The sequence below is a fragment of the Telluria sp. GW821-FHT07G12 genome (genome assembly GCF_059418525.1).
In genome coordinates this window covers 345,870-366,386 of sequence record NZ_JBWKQA010000001.1, presented here as the reverse complement: position 1 = coordinate 366,386, position 20,517 = coordinate 345,870, and the positions used below count along the sequence as shown (strand labels likewise).

22 protein-coding genes are annotated in these 20,517 nt (G+C 62.2%); 13 read left to right on the top strand and 9 right to left on the bottom strand.

Annotated elements, in window-relative coordinates:
* Positions 1–35: 35 nt before the first annotated feature.
* Positions 36–1,028 (bottom strand): malate dehydrogenase, encoded by a 993-nt coding sequence (locus AC07PE_RS01815; RefSeq protein WP_498761032.1) that lies wholly within the window; start codon positions 1,026–1,028, stop codon positions 36–38.
* A gap of 195 nt (positions 1,029–1,223) precedes the next feature.
* Here AC07PE_RS01815 and AC07PE_RS01810 point away from each other — a divergent pair, with 195 nt between their 5' ends.
* From AC07PE_RS01810 to AC07PE_RS01770, 9 genes are all read left to right on the top strand, one after another.
* Complete coding sequence (locus AC07PE_RS01810) at positions 1,224–2,045, top strand: GntR family transcriptional regulator (protein ID WP_498761031.1); 822 nt, start codon at positions 1,224–1,226, stop codon at positions 2,043–2,045.
* Between the two features lie 182 nt (positions 2,046–2,227).
* Positions 2,228–2,659 carry a succinate dehydrogenase, cytochrome b556 subunit gene (gene sdhC / locus AC07PE_RS01805; RefSeq protein ID WP_498761029.1) on the top strand — a complete coding sequence of 144 codons (432 nt, stop codon included), beginning with the start codon at positions 2,228–2,230 and terminating at the stop codon, positions 2,657–2,659.
* Between the two features lie 2 nt (positions 2,660–2,661).
* Entirely contained in the window at positions 2,662–3,036 is a 375-nt protein-coding gene (sdhD, locus tag AC07PE_RS01800; protein WP_498761027.1) for a succinate dehydrogenase, hydrophobic membrane anchor protein, read from the top strand.
* Positions 3,037–3,038: 2 nt separating this feature from the next.
* On the top strand, positions 3,039–4,817 hold the full coding sequence (gene sdhA / locus AC07PE_RS01795; protein WP_498761025.1) for a succinate dehydrogenase flavoprotein subunit: 1,779 nt from the start codon (positions 3,039–3,041) through the stop codon (positions 4,815–4,817).
* A gap of 46 nt (positions 4,818–4,863) precedes the next feature.
* Positions 4,864–5,574, top strand: a complete 711-nt coding sequence (locus AC07PE_RS01790) for a succinate dehydrogenase iron-sulfur subunit (RefSeq protein ID WP_296945243.1) — start codon at positions 4,864–4,866, stop codon at positions 5,572–5,574.
* Between the two features lie 173 nt (positions 5,575–5,747).
* Positions 5,748–6,014 (top strand): FAD assembly factor SdhE, encoded by a 267-nt coding sequence (locus tag AC07PE_RS01785; RefSeq protein WP_047823985.1) that lies wholly within the window; start codon positions 5,748–5,750, stop codon positions 6,012–6,014.
* 51 nt (positions 6,015–6,065) lie between these two features.
* On the top strand, positions 6,066–7,367 hold the full coding sequence (gene gltA, locus AC07PE_RS01780) for a citrate synthase (RefSeq protein ID WP_498761022.1): 1,302 nt from the start codon (positions 6,066–6,068) through the stop codon (positions 7,365–7,367).
* Positions 7,368–7,761: 394 nt separating this feature from the next.
* On the top strand, positions 7,762–9,213 hold the full coding sequence (locus AC07PE_RS01775; protein WP_498761020.1) for an ATP-binding protein: 1,452 nt from the start codon (positions 7,762–7,764) through the stop codon (positions 9,211–9,213).
* On the top strand, positions 9,194–9,916 hold the full coding sequence (locus tag AC07PE_RS01770; RefSeq protein ID WP_498763029.1) for an HNH endonuclease: 723 nt from the start codon (positions 9,194–9,196) through the stop codon (positions 9,914–9,916). Before AC07PE_RS01775 ends, AC07PE_RS01770 begins: the two co-directional genes overlap by 20 nt.
* Before the next feature lie 195 nt (positions 9,917–10,111).
* Here AC07PE_RS01770 and AC07PE_RS01765 read toward each other — a convergent pair whose 3' ends face one another.
* The 4 genes from AC07PE_RS01765 to AC07PE_RS01750 form a co-directional block, all read right to left on the bottom strand.
* Positions 10,112–10,459, bottom strand: a complete 348-nt coding sequence (locus AC07PE_RS01765) for a hypothetical protein (protein WP_498761018.1) — start codon at positions 10,457–10,459, stop codon at positions 10,112–10,114.
* Positions 10,460–10,477: 18 nt separating this feature from the next.
* Positions 10,478–10,777: a hypothetical protein gene (locus AC07PE_RS01760; protein ID WP_498761016.1), complete on the bottom strand. Its 300-nt coding sequence runs from the start codon at positions 10,775–10,777 to the stop codon at positions 10,478–10,480.
* A gap of 72 nt (positions 10,778–10,849) precedes the next feature.
* Positions 10,850–11,116 (bottom strand): DUF3297 family protein, encoded by a 267-nt coding sequence (locus tag AC07PE_RS01755; RefSeq protein WP_498761015.1) that lies wholly within the window; start codon positions 11,114–11,116, stop codon positions 10,850–10,852.
* A 10-nt stretch (positions 11,117–11,126) separates the two neighbouring features.
* Positions 11,127–11,513 (bottom strand): hypothetical protein, encoded by a 387-nt coding sequence (locus AC07PE_RS01750; RefSeq protein WP_498761013.1) that lies wholly within the window; start codon positions 11,511–11,513, stop codon positions 11,127–11,129.
* Between the two features lie 123 nt (positions 11,514–11,636).
* Between AC07PE_RS01750 and AC07PE_RS01745 the strand changes: the two genes are divergently transcribed.
* From AC07PE_RS01745 to AC07PE_RS01730, 4 genes are all read left to right on the top strand, one after another.
* On the top strand, positions 11,637–12,656 hold the full coding sequence (locus AC07PE_RS01745; RefSeq protein ID WP_498761011.1) for a proline iminopeptidase-family hydrolase: 1,020 nt from the start codon (positions 11,637–11,639) through the stop codon (positions 12,654–12,656).
* An 11-nt stretch (positions 12,657–12,667) separates the two neighbouring features.
* Positions 12,668–13,159, top strand: a complete 492-nt coding sequence (locus tag AC07PE_RS01740; protein WP_498761009.1) for a nuclear transport factor 2 family protein — start codon at positions 12,668–12,670, stop codon at positions 13,157–13,159.
* Between the two features lie 158 nt (positions 13,160–13,317).
* Positions 13,318–15,618, top strand: coding sequence for a putative bifunctional diguanylate cyclase/phosphodiesterase (locus AC07PE_RS01735; RefSeq protein WP_498761007.1), 2,301 nt, complete (start codon positions 13,318–13,320; stop codon positions 15,616–15,618).
* Between the two features lie 105 nt (positions 15,619–15,723).
* Positions 15,724–16,689, top strand: a complete 966-nt coding sequence (locus tag AC07PE_RS01730; RefSeq protein ID WP_498761005.1) for a hypothetical protein — start codon at positions 15,724–15,726, stop codon at positions 16,687–16,689.
* Here AC07PE_RS01730 and AC07PE_RS01725 read toward each other — a convergent pair.
* From AC07PE_RS01725 to pyp, 4 genes are read right to left on the bottom strand one after another with little or no spacing between them, the layout of a single operon-like run.
* Complete coding sequence (locus AC07PE_RS01725; protein ID WP_498761003.1) at positions 16,679–17,566, bottom strand: MerR family transcriptional regulator; 888 nt, start codon at positions 17,564–17,566, stop codon at positions 16,679–16,681. The two genes, AC07PE_RS01730 and AC07PE_RS01725, sit on opposite strands and share 11 nt — an antisense overlap.
* An 8-nt stretch (positions 17,567–17,574) precedes the next feature.
* The gene (locus tag AC07PE_RS01720) at positions 17,575–18,885 is read right to left on the bottom strand and encodes an aromatic amino acid lyase (protein ID WP_498761002.1); all 1,311 of its coding nucleotides are present in this window, start codon (positions 18,883–18,885) and stop codon (positions 17,575–17,577) included.
* Positions 18,882–20,108, bottom strand: a complete 1,227-nt coding sequence (locus AC07PE_RS01715) for an AMP-binding enzyme (protein ID WP_498761000.1) — start codon at positions 20,106–20,108, stop codon at positions 18,882–18,884. The genes AC07PE_RS01720 and AC07PE_RS01715 overlap by 4 nt, the downstream gene beginning before the upstream one ends.
* Positions 20,109–20,111: 3 nt before the next feature.
* Entirely contained in the window at positions 20,112–20,501 is a 390-nt protein-coding gene (pyp, locus tag AC07PE_RS01710; RefSeq protein ID WP_498760998.1) for a photoactive yellow protein, read from the bottom strand.
* Between the last annotated feature and the right edge of the window lie 16 nt (positions 20,502–20,517).

The window sequence follows — 20,517 nt, the reverse complement described above, 5'->3', positions numbered from 1 at the left end:
GGTGGGCACCCCGTGCCCACGTTAATCGCAAAGGATTACTGGCCCAGCAGGTGAGCGACGCCGGCCTTCTCTTCGTTCAGCTCGTTCAGCGTCAGGTTGATGCGCTCTTGCGAGAACTGGTCGATGTCCAGGCCCTGGACGATGGTGTACTCGCCGTTTTCGGTGGTCACCGGGAAACCGAACATGGTGCCTTCCGGGATGCCGTACGAACCGTCCGACGGGATGCCCATGGTGGTCCACTTGCCGTTGGTGCCCAGGACCCAGTCACGCACGTGGTCGATCGCTGCGTTGGCGGCCGAGGCTGCCGACGAGGCGCCGCGGGCGTCGATGATCGCTGCGCCGCGCTTGCCGACGGTCGGCAGGAAGGTGTCGCGGTTCCAGGCGTCGTCGTTGATCAGGTCCTTGACGGACTGGCCATCGGCGGTGGCGAAGCGGTAGTCGGCGTACATGGTCGGCGAGTGGTTGCCCCACACGACCATCTTCTCGATCGAGCCGACCGGCTTGCCGGTCTTGGCGGCGACCTGCGACAGGGCGCGGTTGTGGTCCAGGCGCAGCATGGCGGTGAAGTTCTTGGCCGGCAGGTTCGGGGCCGACTTCATGGCGATGTAGGCGTTGGTGTTGGCCGGGTTACCGACGACCAGCACTTTCACGTTGCGCGAAGCGACGGCGTCCAGCGCCTTGCCCTGCACGGTGAAGATCTGGGCGTTGGCTTCCAGCAGGTCCTTGCGCTCCATGCCCGGGCCGCGCGGACGGGCGCCGACCAGCAGGGCGACGTCCGCATCCTTGAAGGCGGTCATCGGGTCGCTGTGGGCGGTCATGCCGGCCAGCAGCGGGAATGCGCAGTCGTCGATTTCCATCATGACGCCCTTGAGCGCCTTCTGTGCCTTCTCGTTGTCGATTTCGAGCAGCTGCAGGATGACCGGTTGATCCTTGCCCAGCATGTCGCCGTTGGCGATGCGGAACAGCAGGGAATAGCCGATCTGGCCGGCCGCGCCGGTAACGGCGACGCGCATTGGGGTTTTAGCCATGATGAATCTCCAAAGGGGTTCGGGAAAACTACTATGATACCAAAAGCGAATCGGTGGTTCGGGCACCGAATCGACCGGGAGTGTAGTCCTCGGATATTCCATCTGTCAATTCATATCATATGTCTTATATAAGACACATAATCTTTCCCGCGGCGCACTGGACGCAGAGGGGGATTTGTGAAAAAATCGCAGTCTATGAATCAGGTCCCGTCCAATCCGAACAGCAATGGCGCCGCTAACAGCACCGCGGGCAGCGCCGGCAACGCTGCCTCCGGACAGGGGTCTTCCCAGGCGAACACGTCCCCCACTTTCTCCCCGCTCTACCAGCAGATCAAGGCCCTGATCACCCAGAGCCTGCAGTCCGGCGAGTGGAAACCGGGCGAACTCATCCCCAGCGAAGTCGAGCTGGCCGGCCGCTACAAGGTCAGCCAGGGCACCGTGCGCAAGGCGATCGACGAGCTCGCGGCCGAGCACCTGGTGGTGCGGCGCCAGGGCAAGGGCACCTTCGTGGCCAGCCACAACGAGGCGCGCGCCCACTTCCGCTTCCTCAAGCTGGTGCCCGACGAGGGCGTCTCCCACCCGCTGGATCACCAATACCTCGAAGTCAAGCGCATCCGCGCCGCGGCCGAAGTGGCGCGCCTGCTCGACCTGAAGTCGGGCGACGCGGTCGTCTACATCAAGCGCCTGATGTCCTTCGAGGGCGCGCCGACGATCCTGGAAGAGCTGTGGCTGCCCGGACAGCTGTTCAAGGGGCTGACGGCGGAGCGCCTGGCGGAATACAAGGGGCCGATGTACGGCCTGTTCGAATCGGAGTTCGGGACCCGCATGATCCGCGCGACGGAAAAGGTCCGTGCGGTGGCGGCCGATGCCGGCGCGGCCGAATTGCTGAAAGTACCGGAAGGCACGCCGCTGCTGTGCGCGGACCGGGTGTCGTTCACCTATGGGGACAAGGCGGTGGAATTGCGGCGCGGTCTGTATCTGACCGCATCGCACCATTACCAGAACGAATTGTCCTGATAAGTTTTTAGACAAGCTCTATGCTGGTGCAGGATTCGCATTGAGCGAGTAAAATGGATTGGTTTTGGGAAAGCGAAGACGAAGCCCGGTCGACGTTCTCCCGGAGTCCGGAAACGGCTCCGAGCAGGTCGCAAAATCGATGAATCTGGGTTGGATAACTAAGTATTGAGGGAGGTGTTGCAATGTCCGAAGCCGTGAGAGAGGCTCAAAAGAAGGGCCGGCCGGTAATCCGTAACGTCGATTTTGGCGACATTACTTACCGGGGTTACTACAAACAGCCGCCGTCGGCGATCGTGTCGATCCTGCACCGCGTGAGCGGCGCCGGCCTGTTCCTGTTCCTGCCGTTCCTGCTCTGGCTGCTCCAGGAAAGCCTGCGCTCGGAAATTTCGTACGCGCACTTCGCCGGCGTCGTCAGCCATCCGTTCGCCAAGATCATCATCCTCGGCCTGTCCTGGGCTTACCTGCACCACTTCTGCGCGGGCGTGCGCCACCTGTTCATGGACAACCACATGGCCCTGGACAAGGACGCGTCCCAGAAGACCGCACGCTGGGTGCTGATCGTCAGCCTGGTCTTGACCCTGGTGGTCGCCCTCAAACTGTTCGGAGTGTTTTAATCATGCAATCCCATACTAAAAAGAATATCGGACAGCGCCGCCTGGTCGTCGGCGCCCACTACGGCATGCGCGACTGGCTGGCCCAGCGCCTGACCGCGATCCTGATGGCGGTGTTCACCATTGTCCTGCTGGTCTCCTTCCTGACCGGCCAGAATTTCACCTACGAAGGCTGGGCCGGGCTGTTCGCGCGCCAGTGGTTCAAGCTCTTCACGATGGTCACCTTCTTCGGCCTGTTCTACCACGCGTGGGTGGGCATCCGTGACATCTGGATGGACTACGTCAAACCGGTCGGTATCCGCCTGACCCTGCAGACCCTTACGGTGTTCTGGCTGCTTGCCTGCGCCGCCTGGACTGTGCAAATTCTCTGGAGCGTTTAATCGTGGCAGCATTCAATTCTTCCATTCCTACCCGCCACTTCGACGTCGTGATCGTCGGCGCCGGCGGCTCCGGCCTGCGCGCAGCGCTGCAACTGTCGGAAGCCGGCCTGAACGTGGCGGTCCTGTCGAAAGTCTTCCCGACCCGCTCGCACACCGTGGCGGCGCAGGGCGGCATCGGCGCTTCGCTGGGCAACATGAGCGAAGACGACTGGTACTGGCACATGTTCGACACCGTCAAGGGTTCGGACTACCTGGGTGACCAGGACGCCATCGAATTCATGTGCCGCGAAGCACCGAAGGTCGTCTACGAGCTGGAACACTTCGGCATGCCTTTCGACCGTAATCCGGACGGCACCATCTACCAGCGTCCGTTCGGCGGCCACACCGCCAACTTCGGCGAGAAGCCGGTGCAGCGCGCCTGCGCGGCAGCCGACCGTACCGGCCACGCACTGCTGCACACCCTGTACCAGCGTAACGTCCGCTCGCGCACCCACTTCTTCGTCGAATGGCAGGCGCTGGACCTGGTCCGCAATGCCGACGGCGACGTGCTGGGCGTGATGGCCCTGGAAATGGAAACCGGCGACGTCATGATGCTGCAGGCGAAGACCACCGTGTTCGCCACCGGCGGCGCAGGCCGTATCTTCGCCGCGTCGACCAACGCCTTCATCAACACCGGCGACGGCCTGGGCATGGCGGCACGCGCCGGCCTGCCGCTGGAAGACATGGAATTCTGGCAGTTCCACCCGACCGGCGTGGCCGGCGCGGGCGTCCTGATCACCGAGGGTGTGCGCGGTGAGGGCGGTATCCTGATCAACTCGAACGGCGAACGCTTCATGGAGCGCTATGCGCCGACCCTGAAGGATCTGGCGCCGCGCGACTTCGTCTCGCGCTCGATGGACCAGGAGATCAAGGAAGGCCGCGGCGTCGGCCCGAACAAGGACCACGTGCTGCTGGACCTGCGCCACATCGGCGCGGACACCATCCGCAAGCGCCTGCCGTCGATTCTGGAAATCGGCCACAAGTTCGCCAACGTCGATGCGACCAAGGAACCGATCCCGGTCGTTCCGACCATCCACTACCAGATGGGCGGCATCCCGACCAACATCCACGGCCAGGTCATCGCACCGGACGGCACCGGCGGCCAGAAGATCGTCAACGGCCTGTACGCAATCGGCGAGTGCTCCTGCGTGTCGGTGCACGGCGCGAACCGCCTGGGCACCAACTCGCTGCTCGACCTGGTGGTGTTCGGCCGCGCGGCCGGCAACCACATCGTCGGCCAGAACCTGAAGGCGCAGGGCAACCGCGCGCTGCCGAAGGACTTCGCCGACTACGCGCTGGACCGCCTGAACCGCCTCGAGAACTCGACCGGCGGCGAGAAGGTGCAGAACGTGGCCAACGACATCCGCGCCACGATGCAGAAGTTCTGCGGTGTGTTCCGTACCCAGGCCCTGATGGACGAAGGCGTCAAGGAAATCATGAAGCTGGACGAGCGCCGCAAGCACGTCTCGTTCAAGGACAAGTCGAAGGTGTTCAACACCGCCCGCATCGAAGCGATCGAGCTGGACAACCTGATCGAAGTGGCGAAGGCGACCATCGTCTCGGCCGCGGCGCGCAAGGAATCGCGCGGCGCCCACGCCCACAGCGACTTCCCGAACCGCGACGACGACAACTGGATGAAGCACTCGCTGTTCTACTCGGAAGGCAACCGCCTCGAGTACAAGCCGGTCATCACCAAGCCGCTGACGGTCGACACCTTCAAACCGAAGCCACGAACCTTCTAAGATCCGGTTCCAAGCTCCGACTGACAACAGAATATTTAGGTAAAACATGGCACGCACAGTCCAACTGAAGATCTACCGCTACGATCCGGACAAGGATTCGAAGCCCTACATGCAAGACATCACCGTCGAGCTGAAAGACACCGACAAGATGCTGCTCGACGCCCTGCAGCGCATCAAGTCCGACGTCGACGACTCGCTGGCCCTGCGCCGCTCCTGCCGTGAAGGCGTGTGCGGTTCGGACGCGATGAACATCAACGGCAAGAACGGCCTGGCCTGCACCACCAACCTGAACGAGCTGACCCAGCCGATCGTGCTGCGTCCTCTGCCGGGCCTGCCGGTGGTGCGCGACCTGATCGTCGACATGACCAACTTCTTCAAGCAGTACCACTCGATCAAGCCGTTCCTGATCAACGACTCGATCCCGCCGGAGAAGGAGCGTCTGCAGTCGCCGGAAGAGCGCGAAGAGCTGGACGGCGTGTACGAGTGCATCCTGTGCGCCTGCTGCTCGACTTCCTGCCCGTCGTTCTGGTGGAACCCGGACAAGTTCGTCGGCCCGGCCGGCCTGCTGCAGGCTTACCGCTTCATCGCCGACTCGCGCGACGAAGCGACCAACGAGCGCCTGGACAACCTGGAAGACCCGTACCGCCTGTTCCGCTGCCACTCGATCATGAACTGCACGGACGTCTGCCCGAAGGGCCTGAATCCGAACAAGGCGATCGGCAAGATCAAGGAATTGCTGGTACGCCGCGCGATCTAAGCCGGCAGTTTGCAGCGTGGACGTGGGCACGGGGTGCCCACCCTACGTCGCGAATGATGGTAGGGTGGGCACCCCGTGCCCACGCGCGAACATCGTCATAAATATAGTAAAACTACCGTACTGCCGGGAAACGGCAGCCGGAGTATAGTGTTGACCGAACAACGGACTCTAGTGTGAAAACGCATCAATCCGACCCCGCGAACCGCGCACGCCTGCGCTGGCGCGCACGCCGGGGCCTGCTCGAAAACGACCTGATCCTCACGCGCTTCCTGGATGCGCACGAAGAGGAATTGACGGACGAGGAAGTCGATGCGCTGACCCGCTTGCTGGACCTGGCGGACAATCCGCTGATGGACCTGCTGCTGGGACGCGCCGAGCCCGAGGGCGAGGTCGACCTGCCGCATGTGCGCGCCCTGGTGGCGCGGCTGCGGCAAGCGTGAGCGAAAATCGCTTTTTATTTTGTACACCCACCTCCCAAAGAAGGAAGTGCCATGAATACCTCTGAAACCAAAGCCACCCTGTCGTTCTCGGACGGCAGCCCGTCGGTCGACATGCCGATCTACAAGGGCACCATCGGCCCGGACGTCATCGACATCCGCAAGCTGTACGGCCAAACCGGCAAGTTCACCTACGACCCTGGCTTCATGTCGACCGCCGCCTGCCAGTCGGCCATCACCTACATCGACGGTGACAAGGGCGAGCTGCTGTACCGCGGCTACCCGATCGAGCAGCTGGCCGTCAATTGCGACTTCCTGGAAACCTGCTTCCTGCTGCTGAACGGCGAACTGCCGAACGCCGAGCAGAAGGAAAAGTTCACCGAGACCGTGACCAAGCACACCATGGTCCACGAGCAGATGAACTTCTTCTTCCGTGGCTTCCGCCGCGACGCGCACCCGATGTCGGTGCTGGTGGGTACCGTCGGTGCACTGGCTTCGTTCTACCACGACTCTCTGGACATCAACGATCCGGAGCAGCGCGAGATCTCGGCAATCCGCCTGATCGCCAAGCTGCCGACCCTGGTCGCAATGGCATACAAGTACTCGATCGGCCAGCCGTTCATGTACCCGCGCAACGACCTGTCGTACAGCGCGAACTTCATGCACATGATGTTCGCCAACCCGTGCGAAGAGTACAAGGTCAACGACGTGCTGGTGCGCGCCCTGGACCGCATCCTGATCCTGCACGCGGACCACGAGCAGAACGCATCGACCTCGACCGTCCGTCTGGCCGGTTCCTCGGGCGCCAACCCGTTCGCCTGTATCGCAGCCGGTATCGCCTGCCTGTGGGGTCCGGCACACGGCGGCGCCAACGAAGCCGCACTGACCATGCTGAAGGAAATCGGCAGCGTCGAGAACATCCCGGCCTTCATCGAGAAGGTCAAGGACAAGAACTCGGGCGTCAAGCTGATGGGCTTCGGTCACCGCGTGTACAAGAACTTCGACCCGCGCGCCAAGCTGATGCGTGAAACCTGCCACGAAGTGCTGAACGAACTGGGCCTGCAGGACGACCCGCTGTTCAAGCTGGCCATGGAACTGGAAAAGATCGCCCTGAACGACGAGTACTTCGTGTCGCGCAAGCTGTACCCGAACGTCGACTTCTACTCGGGCATCGTGCAGTCGGCCCTGGGCATCCCGGTCTCGCTGTTCACCGGTATCTTCGCGATGGCCCGTACCATCGGCTGGATCGCCCAGTGGAACGAGATGATCGCCGACCCGGAACAGAAGATCGGCCGTCCGCGCCAGCTGTTCGTCGGTTCGCCGCGCCGCGACGTGCCTTCGATCGACAAGCGTTAATTGGCTTCGCCGGCTTTGCCGGCGTTTTTGGAGAAAAGCGAGCTCACGGGCTCGCTTTTTTTTTGTTCAAGTGAGTATTTGAGAGAAAAGATTTAATTCTTCCTGATACTCTATTTTGGTACAGCATTATTATTCGATAGGGGTTTGGTGCAACGAAGTTTCACAATCCTCAGATTAAGGTGCAGAGCAACCCCGTAGTAGCGCACTACGTTAGTGATTTTCGCTCGGATGTTGTAGCCGCTGTGGCGTAAATTTGTATCTGATGTTTCAACATTTGTGTCGGCGGTGTTGGCGATCACTAGAGAATGATGTGATAACCAAAAAATTTTATCATTCAGTCTCAACAAATTTTTCTGTGTGATTACGTATAGAGATTAAGGCGCTGGGAGAGTATATGTTTAAAGTGGAGAGTATAAGTGCGCCCCGTTTCGAGGTGCGCTTTGGAAGTCTGTGGCGTCAGGAAAAAAATGTGATCAGTGTTGTTACAGGACCAAATGGGTCTGGAAAAACTGAGTTGTTGACCAGTCTTGCCTCGTTTTTTGGAGGCACAAGCGGGAGCAATGATATTCAGGTAGATTGGCTCCGAACAAAAAAGGAAACTATATTTGAACAAGAAGAGTACAACGGCCCAGAAAGAGTAATCGCCCAAACATTTAGTCCTTTTTCACGGTTTGCAGCGCCGTCGTTAGATAATGTTTTAAGCTTGACAGATGTATATTCGGAAGGGGCGGAAAGCGTTAATCGTTACCGAATGATTGGATTGCATCGAAGGTCGAGGCATATTGGAGGTGCGCTTTCCCGCAAAACTCTCGAGGATGCGATATTCCGATTAAGCGAGTCTCCAGGGCAAATTAGGCCACTTGGTATAATTTTAGGTAACTTGGGTTTTCATGAGCAAATCCACTTCGTCTACAGGCCATACCCTATTTTCAATAAGATACTGTCTTCCCATCAATCGCGCGAGATTCAGGGGTTTCTTAAGAATATTTTAATGGGCGGAGGATATCTCGGTACTACTACTCTCGTTCGTGAAATACGAGCAGCTGGAGTCGATCGATTATCTTCTTTACTATCTGAAGCATTCGAGTTGGTTTCAACTAAATTGCCCTATCGGTCATTAGAACTTTTCTTCAATTTTTCGAATGCGAAAGCATCTGAAGATTACGCTGTAATGCAGGCGTTAGCTCTGCTGAGACGGCTGAAGTTAATAGGTCTTACTAAATGTTATTTGAGAAGTTGGGATTCAAATCAAGGATTCGACCTAGCGAATGCAAGTTCCGGCCAGCAACAGATTCTTTGCTCCATTTTCGGCTTGGTCGCCGAATTGCAAGATAACTCGTTAATTTTAATAGATGAGCCAGAACTAAGTCTCCATCCTACTTGGCAAATGGCATTTATTGATTTTCTCGAAGCTGTTCTAAGTGAGCATAAAGGTTGTCACGCCATTATTGCGACACATTCGCCACTAGTGGTGCAAAAAGCGTTGGATCAAAAGATGGAGGTGATTCAGCTAGGTCGAGATCGAACTATTTCAGAAGTAAATTTGAATTCCCTTCAGGGTAAAGGGGCTTCTGTAGAAGGTGCTCTTTTGGAAGTTTTTAGGACACCCGTTTCCGGTAGTATATATCTTGCAAATGAGGTTGTCGAAATTGTGGCAGAAGGTGAGGACGGAGGGGTAGCATCAAGACAAGCAGCAATCACTCGATTGAACGAGCTTAGAAACCTATACTCCTTTGAAGGCCATGGTTATGATAGGCATGCTCTGCAGGTAATAGATGAGGCTTTGATGCTAGTAACACAGTCAGATGAAGACGTAGAGGGTGGTAATGACATACACACCACGTAGTATATCAACTGTGTTAACGGGCTTGACCCAAATAACGGATAATGAACACGCATCGTTAACCGCAGCAGGAGCTGCGACTGCAAATTATTGGAATGTCCAGCCAGAGTCGGACAAGGAAATTTTTAGACGATTCAAGGCTGAAGTCAAAGAACACTACTTTTTCGGCCAAACTCGTCGTTGCTGCTATTGTAGCTTTGAGCTTAGAAATGATCACGCCTCTTTTGATGCGGAACACATATTAGACAAAAGCACTCATGCCGAGTTTATGTTCTCATTGAACAACTTCGCAGTTGCTTGCAAGCCTTGTAATAGAGGTAAAAATGCTAAATCTCCGTTAGTTGGCAATCAACCTTTAACTGAAATCCCAAGCTTGTCCTCAGATTACAAAATAGTCCATCCACATTTAGATCCGTGGGAAGCACATTTGGAATTCGATGACTTAGATCGGATCAGGTCGCGTCCTGGTAGCCAAAAGGGAAGTATTACAATCGAAATGTGTAATATATCTTCTCTTAACGCAGCGCGATTGTCTGACCATTTTATTGGAAACCGCAGTGCTGCAGAAAAATTACTTAGAAAATTTTTCGATTACAAGTCGTTAAGGAAAAAAAGGCAATCGATCGCGTTACTTCGTGCGTTGACACAAGGGTATGGACTTATGCGAGCGAGCTCTATCTTAGATCGTCTAGAGCAAGAACTTTAGTTACTTTCTAGTCGAATTCGCGATTTTTACATGCGAAGCTTCAAAATTGGCATTGGAAAAATGTGACGTTAGTTACTTTAGTTGATAACTAAGTTATGGAGCCAAGACGAACGTTGTTAAGAATAAATATACGGTATTACGTAAGTTGCACGTGCGAACAAAAAAGCGAGCCTCTAAACTCGCTTCTTCGGTTCATTAGTCGTCGAAATCTTCCGCCAGGTTCTTCCAGCCCTTGCTCTTGGCAAAGCTCGAGAACTCCTCGGGCGCCTCGAGCACGATCAGGCGGCTTTCCTGCAGCCCCGGATCGCTGAGGCCGAAGTCCGGCCCCTTGTAGCCGACCGCGCGCAGGCGGTCGACGATCTGGCGCAGCAGCACGCTGTCCTTGTGCGCGCCGGCATCGAGCTGGTGCTTGAATTCCACGTACACGTCGATGATCCCGTAACCCTCGTCGAAGATGCGGATCGCCTTGACGTCGAGAGTACGGCCGTTTCCATCCTTGGCCTGGAAGGGGCCGGACAGTTCAATATCGGAGTCGGTTGTCATGGTGCGAGCATACCACCTTCATTCGACCAGGTGCTTCTGCACGGCGCGGTGCATCGGGCCGTTGATCTCCCAAAGCAGGTAGACGTAAAACACGAGTCCGCCGGACAGCGCCGCTGCCAGAATCGTCCACTCCGGCAATTGCCAGGTGCCCTCGAAATAGGCCGGAAGGGCCGGTACGGCGAGCACGACGGTCAGCATGGCGTAAAAGCGCCATTTCGCCCAAGGATCGTAGCGGCGCAAGGCTTCAGTGACGATCGCCGTGATGGCCTGTTTGTCGCGCCCGCGCAGGGCAGGATAGGCGGTCGTCGAAAAATACATGCCAGAGCCTTCAGAAAAACGGCCGCGGGATCGCTCCGGCGGCCGTTACTTCAACAAGATGTCAGTAGAGAATCAGACAGCGTAGTAAGCCTCGACCGTGCCCTTCAGCTTGATGAGCATCGGGCGGCCCTTGCGGTCCACGACCTTGCCGGCAGCGACCTTGATCCAGCCCTCGCTGATGCAGTATTCCTCGACGTCGGTGCGTTCCTTGCCGTTGAAACGGATGCCGACCGGGTGCTTGAAGACTTCCGCGTCGTGGTGCGGGCTGCGCGGGTCGATGGACAGGTGGTCGGGCAGGGGAGGGAGTTGGGTAGTATCGTTCATGGCGATATTATCCATGATTCGTCCTTCATTTGCACTTGCCGCGCACGATGGCGGCGGCCCAGAAGGGCAAGGCGAACAGGCCGCCGACGCCCACGACATAGTCCTGGCCGCCGGCTTTCACCGTCGTCGTCGGCGACTGGAACTTTAAGGCATCCGGACCCATGCAGCCCGGTTTTTCGGCCTCCGAAAAAGCGCGTTCGAATTTCTGGTAGGCATCCCCGCTCAGCGCCCGCTCCGAGCGCAGCTTCGGACTGCCCGGCTGCTCGGCCAGCGTCTCGCGCACTGCCTTGCTGATCACCTCGTCGGTCAGGCGTAGGCTGAGCTTGCTCTCGGCCTTGCGCTCTTCCTGCGCCATCGCCTGCCACCCCGCAAGGCACAGGCCCATCGCTGCCATCCAGGTCCACGCTTTCATCGCTCGCACGCAAAAGTTTCCGGTGAATCAACTCTACACGACTTATTGAACAATCACCGATCTTGCACAATTGGTTACATTTCCAACGTACAATGCATGATCGATGACTTAGACGAGGTTCCGATGAAGCGTTTCCTTGCCCTGATCGTAGCGCTGCTGCTGGCGATCCCTGCATTTGCCGCTACTACCAGTTACTTCGACAACAGCGGCCGCAACGACGTATTGTCGGGCGGCGTGCGCATGATCCCGATCACGACGCCGAAGGGGACCTTCAAGGTCTGGACCAAGCGCGTCGGCAACAACCCGACCATCAAGGTCTTGCTGCTGCACGGCGGCCCAGGCATGACCCACGAGTATCTCGAAGCCTTCGACAGCTATTTCCCGGGCGCCAGCATCGAGTACTACTACTATGACCAGCTGGGCTCCAGCTACAGCGACCAGCCGGACGATCCTTCCCTGGTCGAGCTGCCGCGCTACGTCGAGGAGGTCGAGCAGGTGCGCAAGGCGCTGGGCCTGGACAACAAGAATTTCTACCTGCTCGGCCATTCCTGGGGCGGCTTGCTGGCGGCCGAGTACGCGCTCAAGTACGGCAAGAACCTGAAAGGCCTCGTCATCTCGAACATGATGATGAGCATCCCGGCCTACAACCGCTACGCCGACAAAGTCCTGATGCCGGCCATGGACCAGAAGGCGCTGGCCGAGATCAAGCGGCTGGAAGCCGCTGGCAAGTACGAAGATCCGCGCTACATGGAACTGCTGCTCCCGAATCACTATGTGCATCACGTGCTGCGCATGCCTTTCGAACAGTGGCCCGAACCTGTCACGCGCTCGATCAAGCACATGAATCCGAAGATCTATGTGCCGATGCAGGGCCCGAGCGAACTGGGGGCGCATAACGCGAAGCTGGAGAAATGGGACCGCGTCGCCGACCTGCCGAAGATCGCCGTGCCGACCCTGGTCATCGCAGGACGCCACGACACCATGGACCCGGCCCACATGAAGATGGTGTCGCAGAAGGTGCAGCATGGCCGCCTGCTGATGTGCGAGCAGGGCAGCCACATGTCCCTGTACGACGACCAGAAGACCTACTTCACCGGACTGATCAAATTCCTGCGCGACGTCGACGGAGGCCAATTCAAATGATGCCTACTTTTATGAAATCCCTATTCCTGGCCTGCTGCCTGTTCTTCGCCGGCATGGCCCAAGCCGCCCCTGCCGATCCCGCGCTGGCGAAACAGGTCAATGCCTTCGTCGACGCCTGGCACGACGATGCCGCCCACGCGCGCATGGCCTACTTCGACAAGATGGCGCCCGACGGCGTCTACATCGGCACCGACCGCAGCGAACTGTGGCAGCGCGACGCCTTCAAGGCCTGGGCCCGCAAGTACTTCGAAGGGAAGACGTCCGCATGGTCCTTCAAGGCCACCCGCCGTAACGTGTATACTTCCGACGATGGCAAGCTGATCTGGTTCGACGAGCTGCTCGACACGCCGAACATGGGCCACTGCATGGCCAGCGGCGTCATCCGCAAGACGGACAAGGGTTTCGAGATCCTGCACTACCAGCTGTCGATGGCGGTGCCGAACGAGATCGCGAAGCAGGTGACGGAGCTGGTGAAGAAAGCCGAGGCCGCGCCCGCCAAATAGTGTTATTCGATATTTTTATTGCAATTCTTGTGCTGATCTCGCAACGGTATGTCATCCATTGCATGACAAGGTCTCGCGAACCCATTTAGAATGTTGCCTTGCAACAATCAATAATCCTCAATAGAAATTCTCTGTGGGGTAAGTGAGAAAAACGCTCCATGGGAACCTATTACGACATCGATCACTGGCGCTCCAGGGTCTTCGCGTCCCTGCTGTCGTATGTGGTCGTGCTGGGTACCCTCGCTGCGGTGCCGAGCATCGGTCTGTCCATCAGCGAGGGCCTGTGGCCGGTCGCCCTGATGGACAGCGTGGCGCTGGCCTGGGTGGCCACGCTGTGGCGCCTGCCGCGCCTGAACTACACCTTCCGCGTCCTCAACTTCCTCGCGATCCTCTACCTGATCGGCATCGGCCTGATGCTCACCGTCGGCCCGGTCAGCCAGATCTTCCTGATGGCCTTGCCCGTGCTGGGTGTGGTCCTGCTGGGCATGCGGCCGGCGCTGGCCGCGCTGTGCCTGAGCGGCGCCACCATCTTCGTGCTCGGCCTGACCGGCTACGCCAGGCTGTACGTCACCGGCATGGAAGAGCACGAGCTGCTGCCCTGCCTGATCGTCACCCTGAATTACCTGTTCGTCGGCGCGCTGATCACCCTGACCTGCGGCAGCCTGCTGCAGCGCCTCGATAATTCGATGGCGGAGCTGGGCCGCACCGCCGACTCGCTCGAGGAAGGCCACGCCAGGCTGCACGAACTGAATGCCGAGCTGCGCCTCACTTCGGCCGCGGTGGCGCGCCTCAACGACATGGTGCTGATCGCCAGGGTGGTCGACAGCGACGGCGCCGAGCAGCCGATCATCTTCGCCAACGACGCCTTCGTGCGCCGCACCGGTTATACGCGTGACGAGGTGGTCGGGCGCAGCATGCGCCTGCTGCACGGCCCCGAAACCGACCCGATCGAGGTGGCGCGCATCGTCGGCGCCATGGCGCGCGGCGAGGCGGCCAAGGCCGAACTGGTCAACTACACCCGGCGCGGCGAAAAATACTGGGTCGAGATGGAGCTGGTGCCCTTCGCCGACGAAGGCGGCCGCAACACCCACTGGGTGGTGGTCGGACGCGACATCACCGAGCGCAGGAACGCCGCCGACGCCATTCACCGCCTGGCGTTTTACGACGTCCTCACCGGCCTGCCCAACCGCCGCCTGCTGATCGAGCGCCTCGACGCCATGGTCGCGCGCGCGCACGCCGCGGCCGGGCTGGGCGCGGTGCTGTTCATCGACCTCGACAACTTCAAGACCATCAACGACGCGCGCGGCCACGCGATCGGCGACAACATGCTCAAGCACGCCGCGCAGCGCGTAGCGGCGGTGCTGCGCCAGGGCGACACGGTGGCGCGCCTGGGCGGCGACGAATTCGTGGTGGTGCTCGAGAACCTGGGTCCGGACGCGCAGCGCGCCACCCTCGCTGCGCAGGTGGTGGCCGAGAAGATCCGGAGCGCGCTGGCCGAGCAGGTCGAGATCGGCGGGCAGCTTTATCACGCCTCGGCCAGCATCGGCATCGCGCTGCCGCTGCGCAGCGGCCAGACCGGCCACGACCTGCTGCGCGAAGCGGATACCGCGATGTACCATGCCAAGGTGGCGGGCCGCAACGGCGTGACCCTGTTCGAAGCCGGCATGCTGGCCGAGGCCGAGCGCAAGCTGACCCTGGAGCGGGACTTCGCCAATGCGATGGAAAACGGCGAACTGTCCATGCACCTGCAGCTGCAGATCGATCACCTGCGCGTGCCGGTCGGCGCCGAGCTGCTGATGCGCTGGCAGCGCCCGGACGGCAGCTTCGTGCCGCCCGACGTCTTCATTCCGGCCGCCGAATCGAGCGGCCTGATTTACCCGCTCGGCCAGTGGGTGCTGCGCCAGGCCTGCGAATACTGGCTGCGCCTGGACCGCGCCGGCCTGGCGGTGCCGTTGTCCGTCAACGTCAGCCCGCTGCAGTTCCGCCAGCCGGACTTCGTCGAGCAGGTGTGCGCGATCCTGGTCGAAACCGGCGCCCCGGCCAGCCAGCTGATCTTCGAAGTCACCGAAGGCCTGCTGGTGAATGACCTGAACGAGACCATCGCCCGCATGCACGAGCTGGCGCAGATGGGCATCCGCTTCTCGATCGACGATTTCGGCACCGGCTATTCGAACCTGGCCTACCTGAAGAAGATGCCGCTGTACGAACTGAAGATCGACAAGAGCTTCATTCGCGACACCCCCGGCGACGTCAACGGCACCGCGATCGTGCAGTCGATCCTGGCAATGGCCGACCACCTCGGCCTGCGCGTGGTGGCGGAAGGCGTCGAGACCGACCAGCAGGCCAGCTTCCTGGCCGCCAACCGCAAGCCGGCCATGCAGGGCTTCCTGTTCTCGCGCCCGGCGCCGCTGGAGGACTTCATGGCGCAGATGCAGGCCTGGCGGGCCAAGGCAGCATAAGAGGCAAGGCTTTTCCCCCATGTCGGGTGGGTCAGCAAAGCGCGGGGCGTCGCTAGAATCGCGCTTTTTGCCATGCGATTCCTTTGCGTTTTGCCGATCCTGCTGTTGAGCGGCCTACTCGGCGGCCGTGCCGCCTGGGCTGCCGACGAGGCGCCCATCATGGCGAGCGGCGCCGGCAAGCGTTTCGAACTGGCGCTCGACCCGAAGACCAGGATCAGGGGCCTGAACCCGTCCCAGGCCGCGGCCTTCCGCGCCGAGGTCGCGAAACTCACCGATTACCTGGCCTCGCTGCCGGCCGTCGCCGAGCCGCCGGCGCCGGTGTGCATGCGCCTGGGCAGCTGGATCGAGCCGGCCAGCACCGCCGGCAAGCTCGCCGCCGCCACCGTCGGCGCGACTATCCCGATCGGCTTCGACAACGGCCGTTGCCACCGCATGACGGGCACCGGGATCGGCATGATCATCAACCAGGACGCCGGCATCTTCTCCAGCGATTACCGGCGCAAGTCGGGCGGGCGCGATTACTGGCTGCTGCCGATCCACGGCATCGAGGGACGCGTGGTGCGCTTTGGCGAAAAGGGCGTACTGGTGCTGCGCGAAGGCCGGCTGCCGTGGCGCCCGGTCAGGCGGCGTGCCTGGCTGGAGCGCGAACTGGCGCTGGCGCTCAAGCAGGCGGGCGAGGCCGAGCAGAGCTGGAAGGCCTATGTCGCGACCATCACGCACCTGGAGGGCAGGCCGCCCAAGCGCAGCCCCGGCGACGACAGGATGGTCCAGCTGATGCGCGAGCGCGTGCAGCACCTGCGCGACGAGCTCGCGCGCAAGACCGGCGCCGACTGGGTCTGCCTGGGCGACACCGACGAGGCCAGTGCGGACGACAGCTGCGGTGAGGACCGCAAGCCGATGGAACCGAACCCGGACTACTGGGACCGCGCCCACCCGGAGCGCATCCAGCTGCTCGAGGTCCACACGGAAGCGATCAACCCGCTGGAGGAATCGAAGGAGAAGTACGCGGCCCGCATGGCGGTCTGGCAGGCGATTTCCTGTCAGCGCCTGGTGGAACTGGTCATGCCTTGATGGCAGCCAGGGCCTGGCGGCCGGCATCCAGTGTCGGCAGCAGGCGCACGCCGTCGATGCCGTCGAGGCGCGCCACGCCGGCGCCGCCGGCCCACAGCTCGACTTCGGGCGGCAGGGCCTGGCGCAGCTGGTTCAGCACCGGCGCCACCTGGCGGCGCGGATAGGCCGCCGAGAAGGACAGGGCGACGATGCCGGCGCCGTAAGCGTCCGCCGCGCGCGCAATGTCCAGCAGCGGGGTCTCGGTGCCGAGCGAGATGCAGGTCGCGCCTTCGAGCGAGAACAGGGCTTCCGCCATCAGGATGCCGAGGCCGTGCGGTTCGCCGGGAACGGTGGTCATCAGGATGCGCGGTCCCTGGCGCGCACCGGGCAGGTCGGCGATCGCCTGGCGCAGCTGCTGCTGGGCCGACTCGGTATAGAAATGTTCGTCGAAGACGTCGAAGCTGCCGTCCTCCCAGCACTCGCCGACGGCGGTCGTCAGCGGTGCCATGGTCTGTTCCACAAAGCGCTCCAGGCCCTGGCGCGCCAGCGACTGGCGCAGCGCGTGGCGGAACACGCCCGGGTCGCGTGCGCGTATCGTCTTGAGCAACTGCGCGATGGCGCTGGTCTGGCCCTCGTCGTCCGCGCTGCGCTGGGGCGTGGCCAGCGCGGTCAGCTCGCCGTGCGCCAGCGTGGCCAGCGCGCCGGGACGGTGGCCCTGGTCCATCAGGCGCTTCATCAGGCGCAGGCGCTCGACCTGATCGGCCGGGTAGCAGCGCTCGCCGTTGGCGTCGCGCACCGGCTGCGGGAAGCCGTAACGGCGTTCCCACACCCGCAGCACGTCCTTGGACAGCCGGGTCTCGCGCTCGACGGCGGCGATGCTGAAAGTGGTCGATGTCATGGTGGAGGTCATGGAAGGTCTATTCTAGCGCGGCACAGCAGGGCCGCGCCATCGTAGCGGATCACGGCCAGCAGGCGCCGCAGGTCCTGGTCGAGGCGGCGGTCGCCGCTGGTCAGCGGCACCAGTTCGGCGATCCGCTCCATGCAGTCGAGCAGGCCGGCGCCGAGACGGCGCGGCATGCCGTCCGGGTGGCGCAGGGCGCAGGCCTGGCGCACCGCCACCAGCAGCGCCGCCGCCACCTGTTCCGTCAGTTCGACCGCGCGCAGGCAGTCGCGCGCCGCGATCGTGCCGGTGCCGGCCTTGTGCACCATCGCGTCCGGCGCCAGCTTGAGCGCCTCCGCGGTCCAGGCCGAGACGCTGGCCTGCAGCGCCTTCAGGCCGTGGCCGTTCGCGCTGCGCATCCCCGGCAGCAGACCCTTGCCGGTGCAGGCCTCGACCACCAGCGCCATCTGCTGTTCGAACAGGTCGGCCAGCTTGGTCACCGCATTCTTCAGGCCGTCCATCGCAAAGCTCAGGTGGACGTTCTGGACCAGGGAATCGCCGCCGCTGTTCAGTTCCAGTTCGATGTGCCGGACCATCCAGGGCAGGGCGTCCATCAGGACCCCGATCACGTGCGGCGCGCAGTGCAGCGGCGCGAGTTCGTGCGGATGCGCCGGGCCGGTGGCGCCCGCCGCGCCGCCGAGGTCGGCCCGGATCCAGTCTGCCGCGCGCAGCGTGCCCGGGTAGGGCCGGGACGCAAACAGGGCTTCGTCGAAGTGGCCGGCATGGCCGTCCAGGGCGACAGCGGCCAGCGCCGCGATGCGGCCGGCCAGCCGGCACAGGGTTTGTGCGCGCACCGCCGCCAGGCAGGCCAGGCCGGTCATGGCGGCGCTGCCGTCCAGCAGCGCGTGTCCTTCGACCAGCAGCGGGCCCGCCGGGTCCTCGGCGCCGATCGGCGGCAGGTCGTCGTGCTCGAGCAGGTTGGACAGCAGGCGCAGCGTCTCCATGCCGGCGCCGGACTGGCCGCCGGCCAGCGAGGCCAGGCGCGCCGCGAGGATCGCGCGGGTCTGCTCCGGCGTGAAGGGCCTGTCCAGGCCGCTGGCGTGCCAGGCAAACAGCTGCGACGGCGCATCGTCGGCCAGGCCGCCATCGCCATGGCCATGCAGGCGCTCGCGCAGCGCGGCGCCGGCCGCGATGCGCGCGGCAAAGGCCGGGTCGCCGGACAGCACCGGCCGGGCGCGGCGCGCAGCCAGGGCCTCGACCTCGTCCACGGTGACGGGCCCGGCGCCGAATACCACGGCAGGCAGTGCGCCGGCCGGCAGGTCGATCTTCACGATCATGTGGCGATGCTCCAGTCGGCCGGTTTGCCCAGCATGCCGCGCGGAAGACGCTCGCCGAGGGTGATCGCCTTCGGGCGCTCCGGCGCGGCCAGCCGGGTGTCCATCCAGGTGCGCAGGTCCCGGGTAAAGGCTTCGCCGGCGCCGGCGCGCGGCACGACGAAGGCTTTCAGGCGCAGGCCCTCGTCGGGACGCATCAGGCGCACCGCGGCGTCCTCGACCAGCGGGTGTTCTAGCAGGACCTCGCGCACGCGCGCCGGGTAGACGTTGACGCCGCCCACCTGCACCGCCTTGTCCTCGCGCGGGCCCACCGTAAAGCGGTCGGCGCCGCACCAGCCCAGGCTGTCCTGCGGGTGCAGGGTCTGCGCCGAACCGTCGGGGGTCCGGCGCAGCAGCACAGCCTCAGGGCCGGGGCCGCGTTCGATGTGGGGCAGCAGGCGGTAGGGCGCGCGATGCGAAGTGCGCCATCCCAGGCCGCCGGTCTCCGACGCGCCGTACACCTGGACCAGCGCCAGTCCCGCTGCTTCGGCGCGTTCGGCCACCGCGTCGGGGCAGGGCGCGGTCGAGCTGGCGCCCATCACGTCATCCGGGAAGCGCTCGCCGGCCGCCAGCGCCGCCTGCCAGAACTGCGGATGGCCGATCACCAGGTCGCCGGGCAGCAGGTGCCGCGCCAGCTGCGAGGGCAGGCGCGCACGCACGCCGATGACCTGGTCCGGCGCGATGCCGAGATGGCGCGGCAGCAGCACGCCGAACAGGAAACCGTAGATGTGATGCGAAGGCACGGCCAGCAGCAGGCGCCGGCGCCCGGGGAACAGGGTGGCCAGGCTGGCCGCTTCCTGTTCCAGCGCGGCGAGGGCGTGCGCGCAGCGTTTCGCTTCGCCGGTACTGCCGGAGGTGCGGAAAGTGAGTTCCGCGTCCCAGTGCTCCAGGCCTGCGGTGGCGATATCCAGCCAGCCGGCCAGGGTGCGCCGCGCCAGCAGGTAATCCTCGACGCCGCTGCGCTGCATCTGCAGGGCTTCGGCCAACGTTCCCGCCAGCTGCAGCAATTCCATCGAATCGACGCCGAGGTCGTGCTGCAGCGACAGCGAGGCGTTCCAGGTGGTGGGCAGCAGCAGCGGGTCGTAGCGCAGCGCCGCCAGCTCGCCCGCCACCAGGTCGGCGACGAAGCGCAGCAGCGTGCCGCGGTCGGCCCACCACGGAGCGAGCAGGGTGTCCGGCGCGTCCATGGCTTACAGGCGCTTCACGAAGATCCAGAAGGTGCCGTCGCTGATGGCTTTTTTCATGTGGATCTTCACCTTGGTCGGCGTCATTTTGTAGTCGAAGACGTATTCGAACATCGTGTTCAGGTTATTCGCGCGCACGCCGGCGTCGAACACGCCCTTGAAGCGCGCGGTGTTGGTGCAGGGCGCGACGTCGCGGAAGAAGTTGGTGCCGATCACGGCGCTGGCCTGGCGGCCGGTGATCTCCGCTTCCGCTTCGTTGTAGCGCAGGACCTTGCCCTGGGCGTCGAGCTGGATGGCGCCGAAGGCGAGTTCGTCGATCTGCTTGCCGGACATGTTGGAGAGGGTGTTATCGATGTCGTCCTTGCCGAAGGCGATCACGTTCAGAGTTGACTGCATGGTGCTCCTTTTGTCG

Coding starts and splice junctions, on each gene's coding strand:
- AC07PE_RS01790 (WP_296945243.1), top strand. CDS start 4,864: ATGGCACGCACAGTCCAACTGAAGATCTACCGCTACGATCCGGACAAG.
- AC07PE_RS01775 (WP_498761020.1), top strand. CDS start 7,762: ATGTTTAAAGTGGAGAGTATAAGTGCGCCCCGTTTCGAGGTGCGCTTT.
- AC07PE_RS01735 (WP_498761007.1), top strand. CDS start 13,318: ATGGGAACCTATTACGACATCGATCACTGGCGCTCCAGGGTCTTCGCG.
- AC07PE_RS01720 (WP_498761002.1), bottom strand. CDS start 18,885: ATGATCGTGAAGATCGACCTGCCGGCCGGCGCACTGCCTGCCGTGGTA.
- AC07PE_RS01740 (WP_498761009.1), top strand. CDS start 12,668: ATGAAATCCCTATTCCTGGCCTGCTGCCTGTTCTTCGCCGGCATGGCC.
- sdhC (WP_498761029.1), top strand. CDS start 2,228: ATGTCCGAAGCCGTGAGAGAGGCTCAAAAGAAGGGCCGGCCGGTAATC.
- sdhD (WP_498761027.1), top strand. CDS start 2,662: ATGCAATCCCATACTAAAAAGAATATCGGACAGCGCCGCCTGGTCGTC.
- AC07PE_RS01745 (WP_498761011.1), top strand. CDS start 11,637: ATGAAGCGTTTCCTTGCCCTGATCGTAGCGCTGCTGCTGGCGATCCCT.
- gltA (WP_498761022.1), top strand. CDS start 6,066: ATGAATACCTCTGAAACCAAAGCCACCCTGTCGTTCTCGGACGGCAGC.
- AC07PE_RS01810 (WP_498761031.1), top strand. CDS start 1,224: ATGAATCAGGTCCCGTCCAATCCGAACAGCAATGGCGCCGCTAACAGC.
- AC07PE_RS01755 (WP_498761015.1), bottom strand. CDS start 11,116: ATGGATAATATCGCCATGAACGATACTACCCAACTCCCTCCCCTGCCC.
- AC07PE_RS01765 (WP_498761018.1), bottom strand. CDS start 10,459: ATGACAACCGACTCCGATATTGAACTGTCCGGCCCCTTCCAGGCCAAG.
- AC07PE_RS01750 (WP_498761013.1), bottom strand. CDS start 11,513: ATGAAAGCGTGGACCTGGATGGCAGCGATGGGCCTGTGCCTTGCGGGG.
- AC07PE_RS01815 (WP_498761032.1), bottom strand. CDS start 1,028: ATGGCTAAAACCCCAATGCGCGTCGCCGTTACCGGCGCGGCCGGCCAG.
- AC07PE_RS01760 (WP_498761016.1), bottom strand. CDS start 10,777: ATGTATTTTTCGACGACCGCCTATCCTGCCCTGCGCGGGCGCGACAAA.
- AC07PE_RS01715 (WP_498761000.1), bottom strand. CDS start 20,108: ATGGACGCGCCGGACACCCTGCTCGCTCCGTGGTGGGCCGACCGCGGC.
- AC07PE_RS01770 (WP_498763029.1), top strand. CDS start 9,194: ATGACATACACACCACGTAGTATATCAACTGTGTTAACGGGCTTGACC.
- pyp (WP_498760998.1), bottom strand. CDS start 20,501: ATGCAGTCAACTCTGAACGTGATCGCCTTCGGCAAGGACGACATCGAT.
- AC07PE_RS01725 (WP_498761003.1), bottom strand. CDS start 17,566: ATGACATCGACCACTTTCAGCATCGCCGCCGTCGAGCGCGAGACCCGG.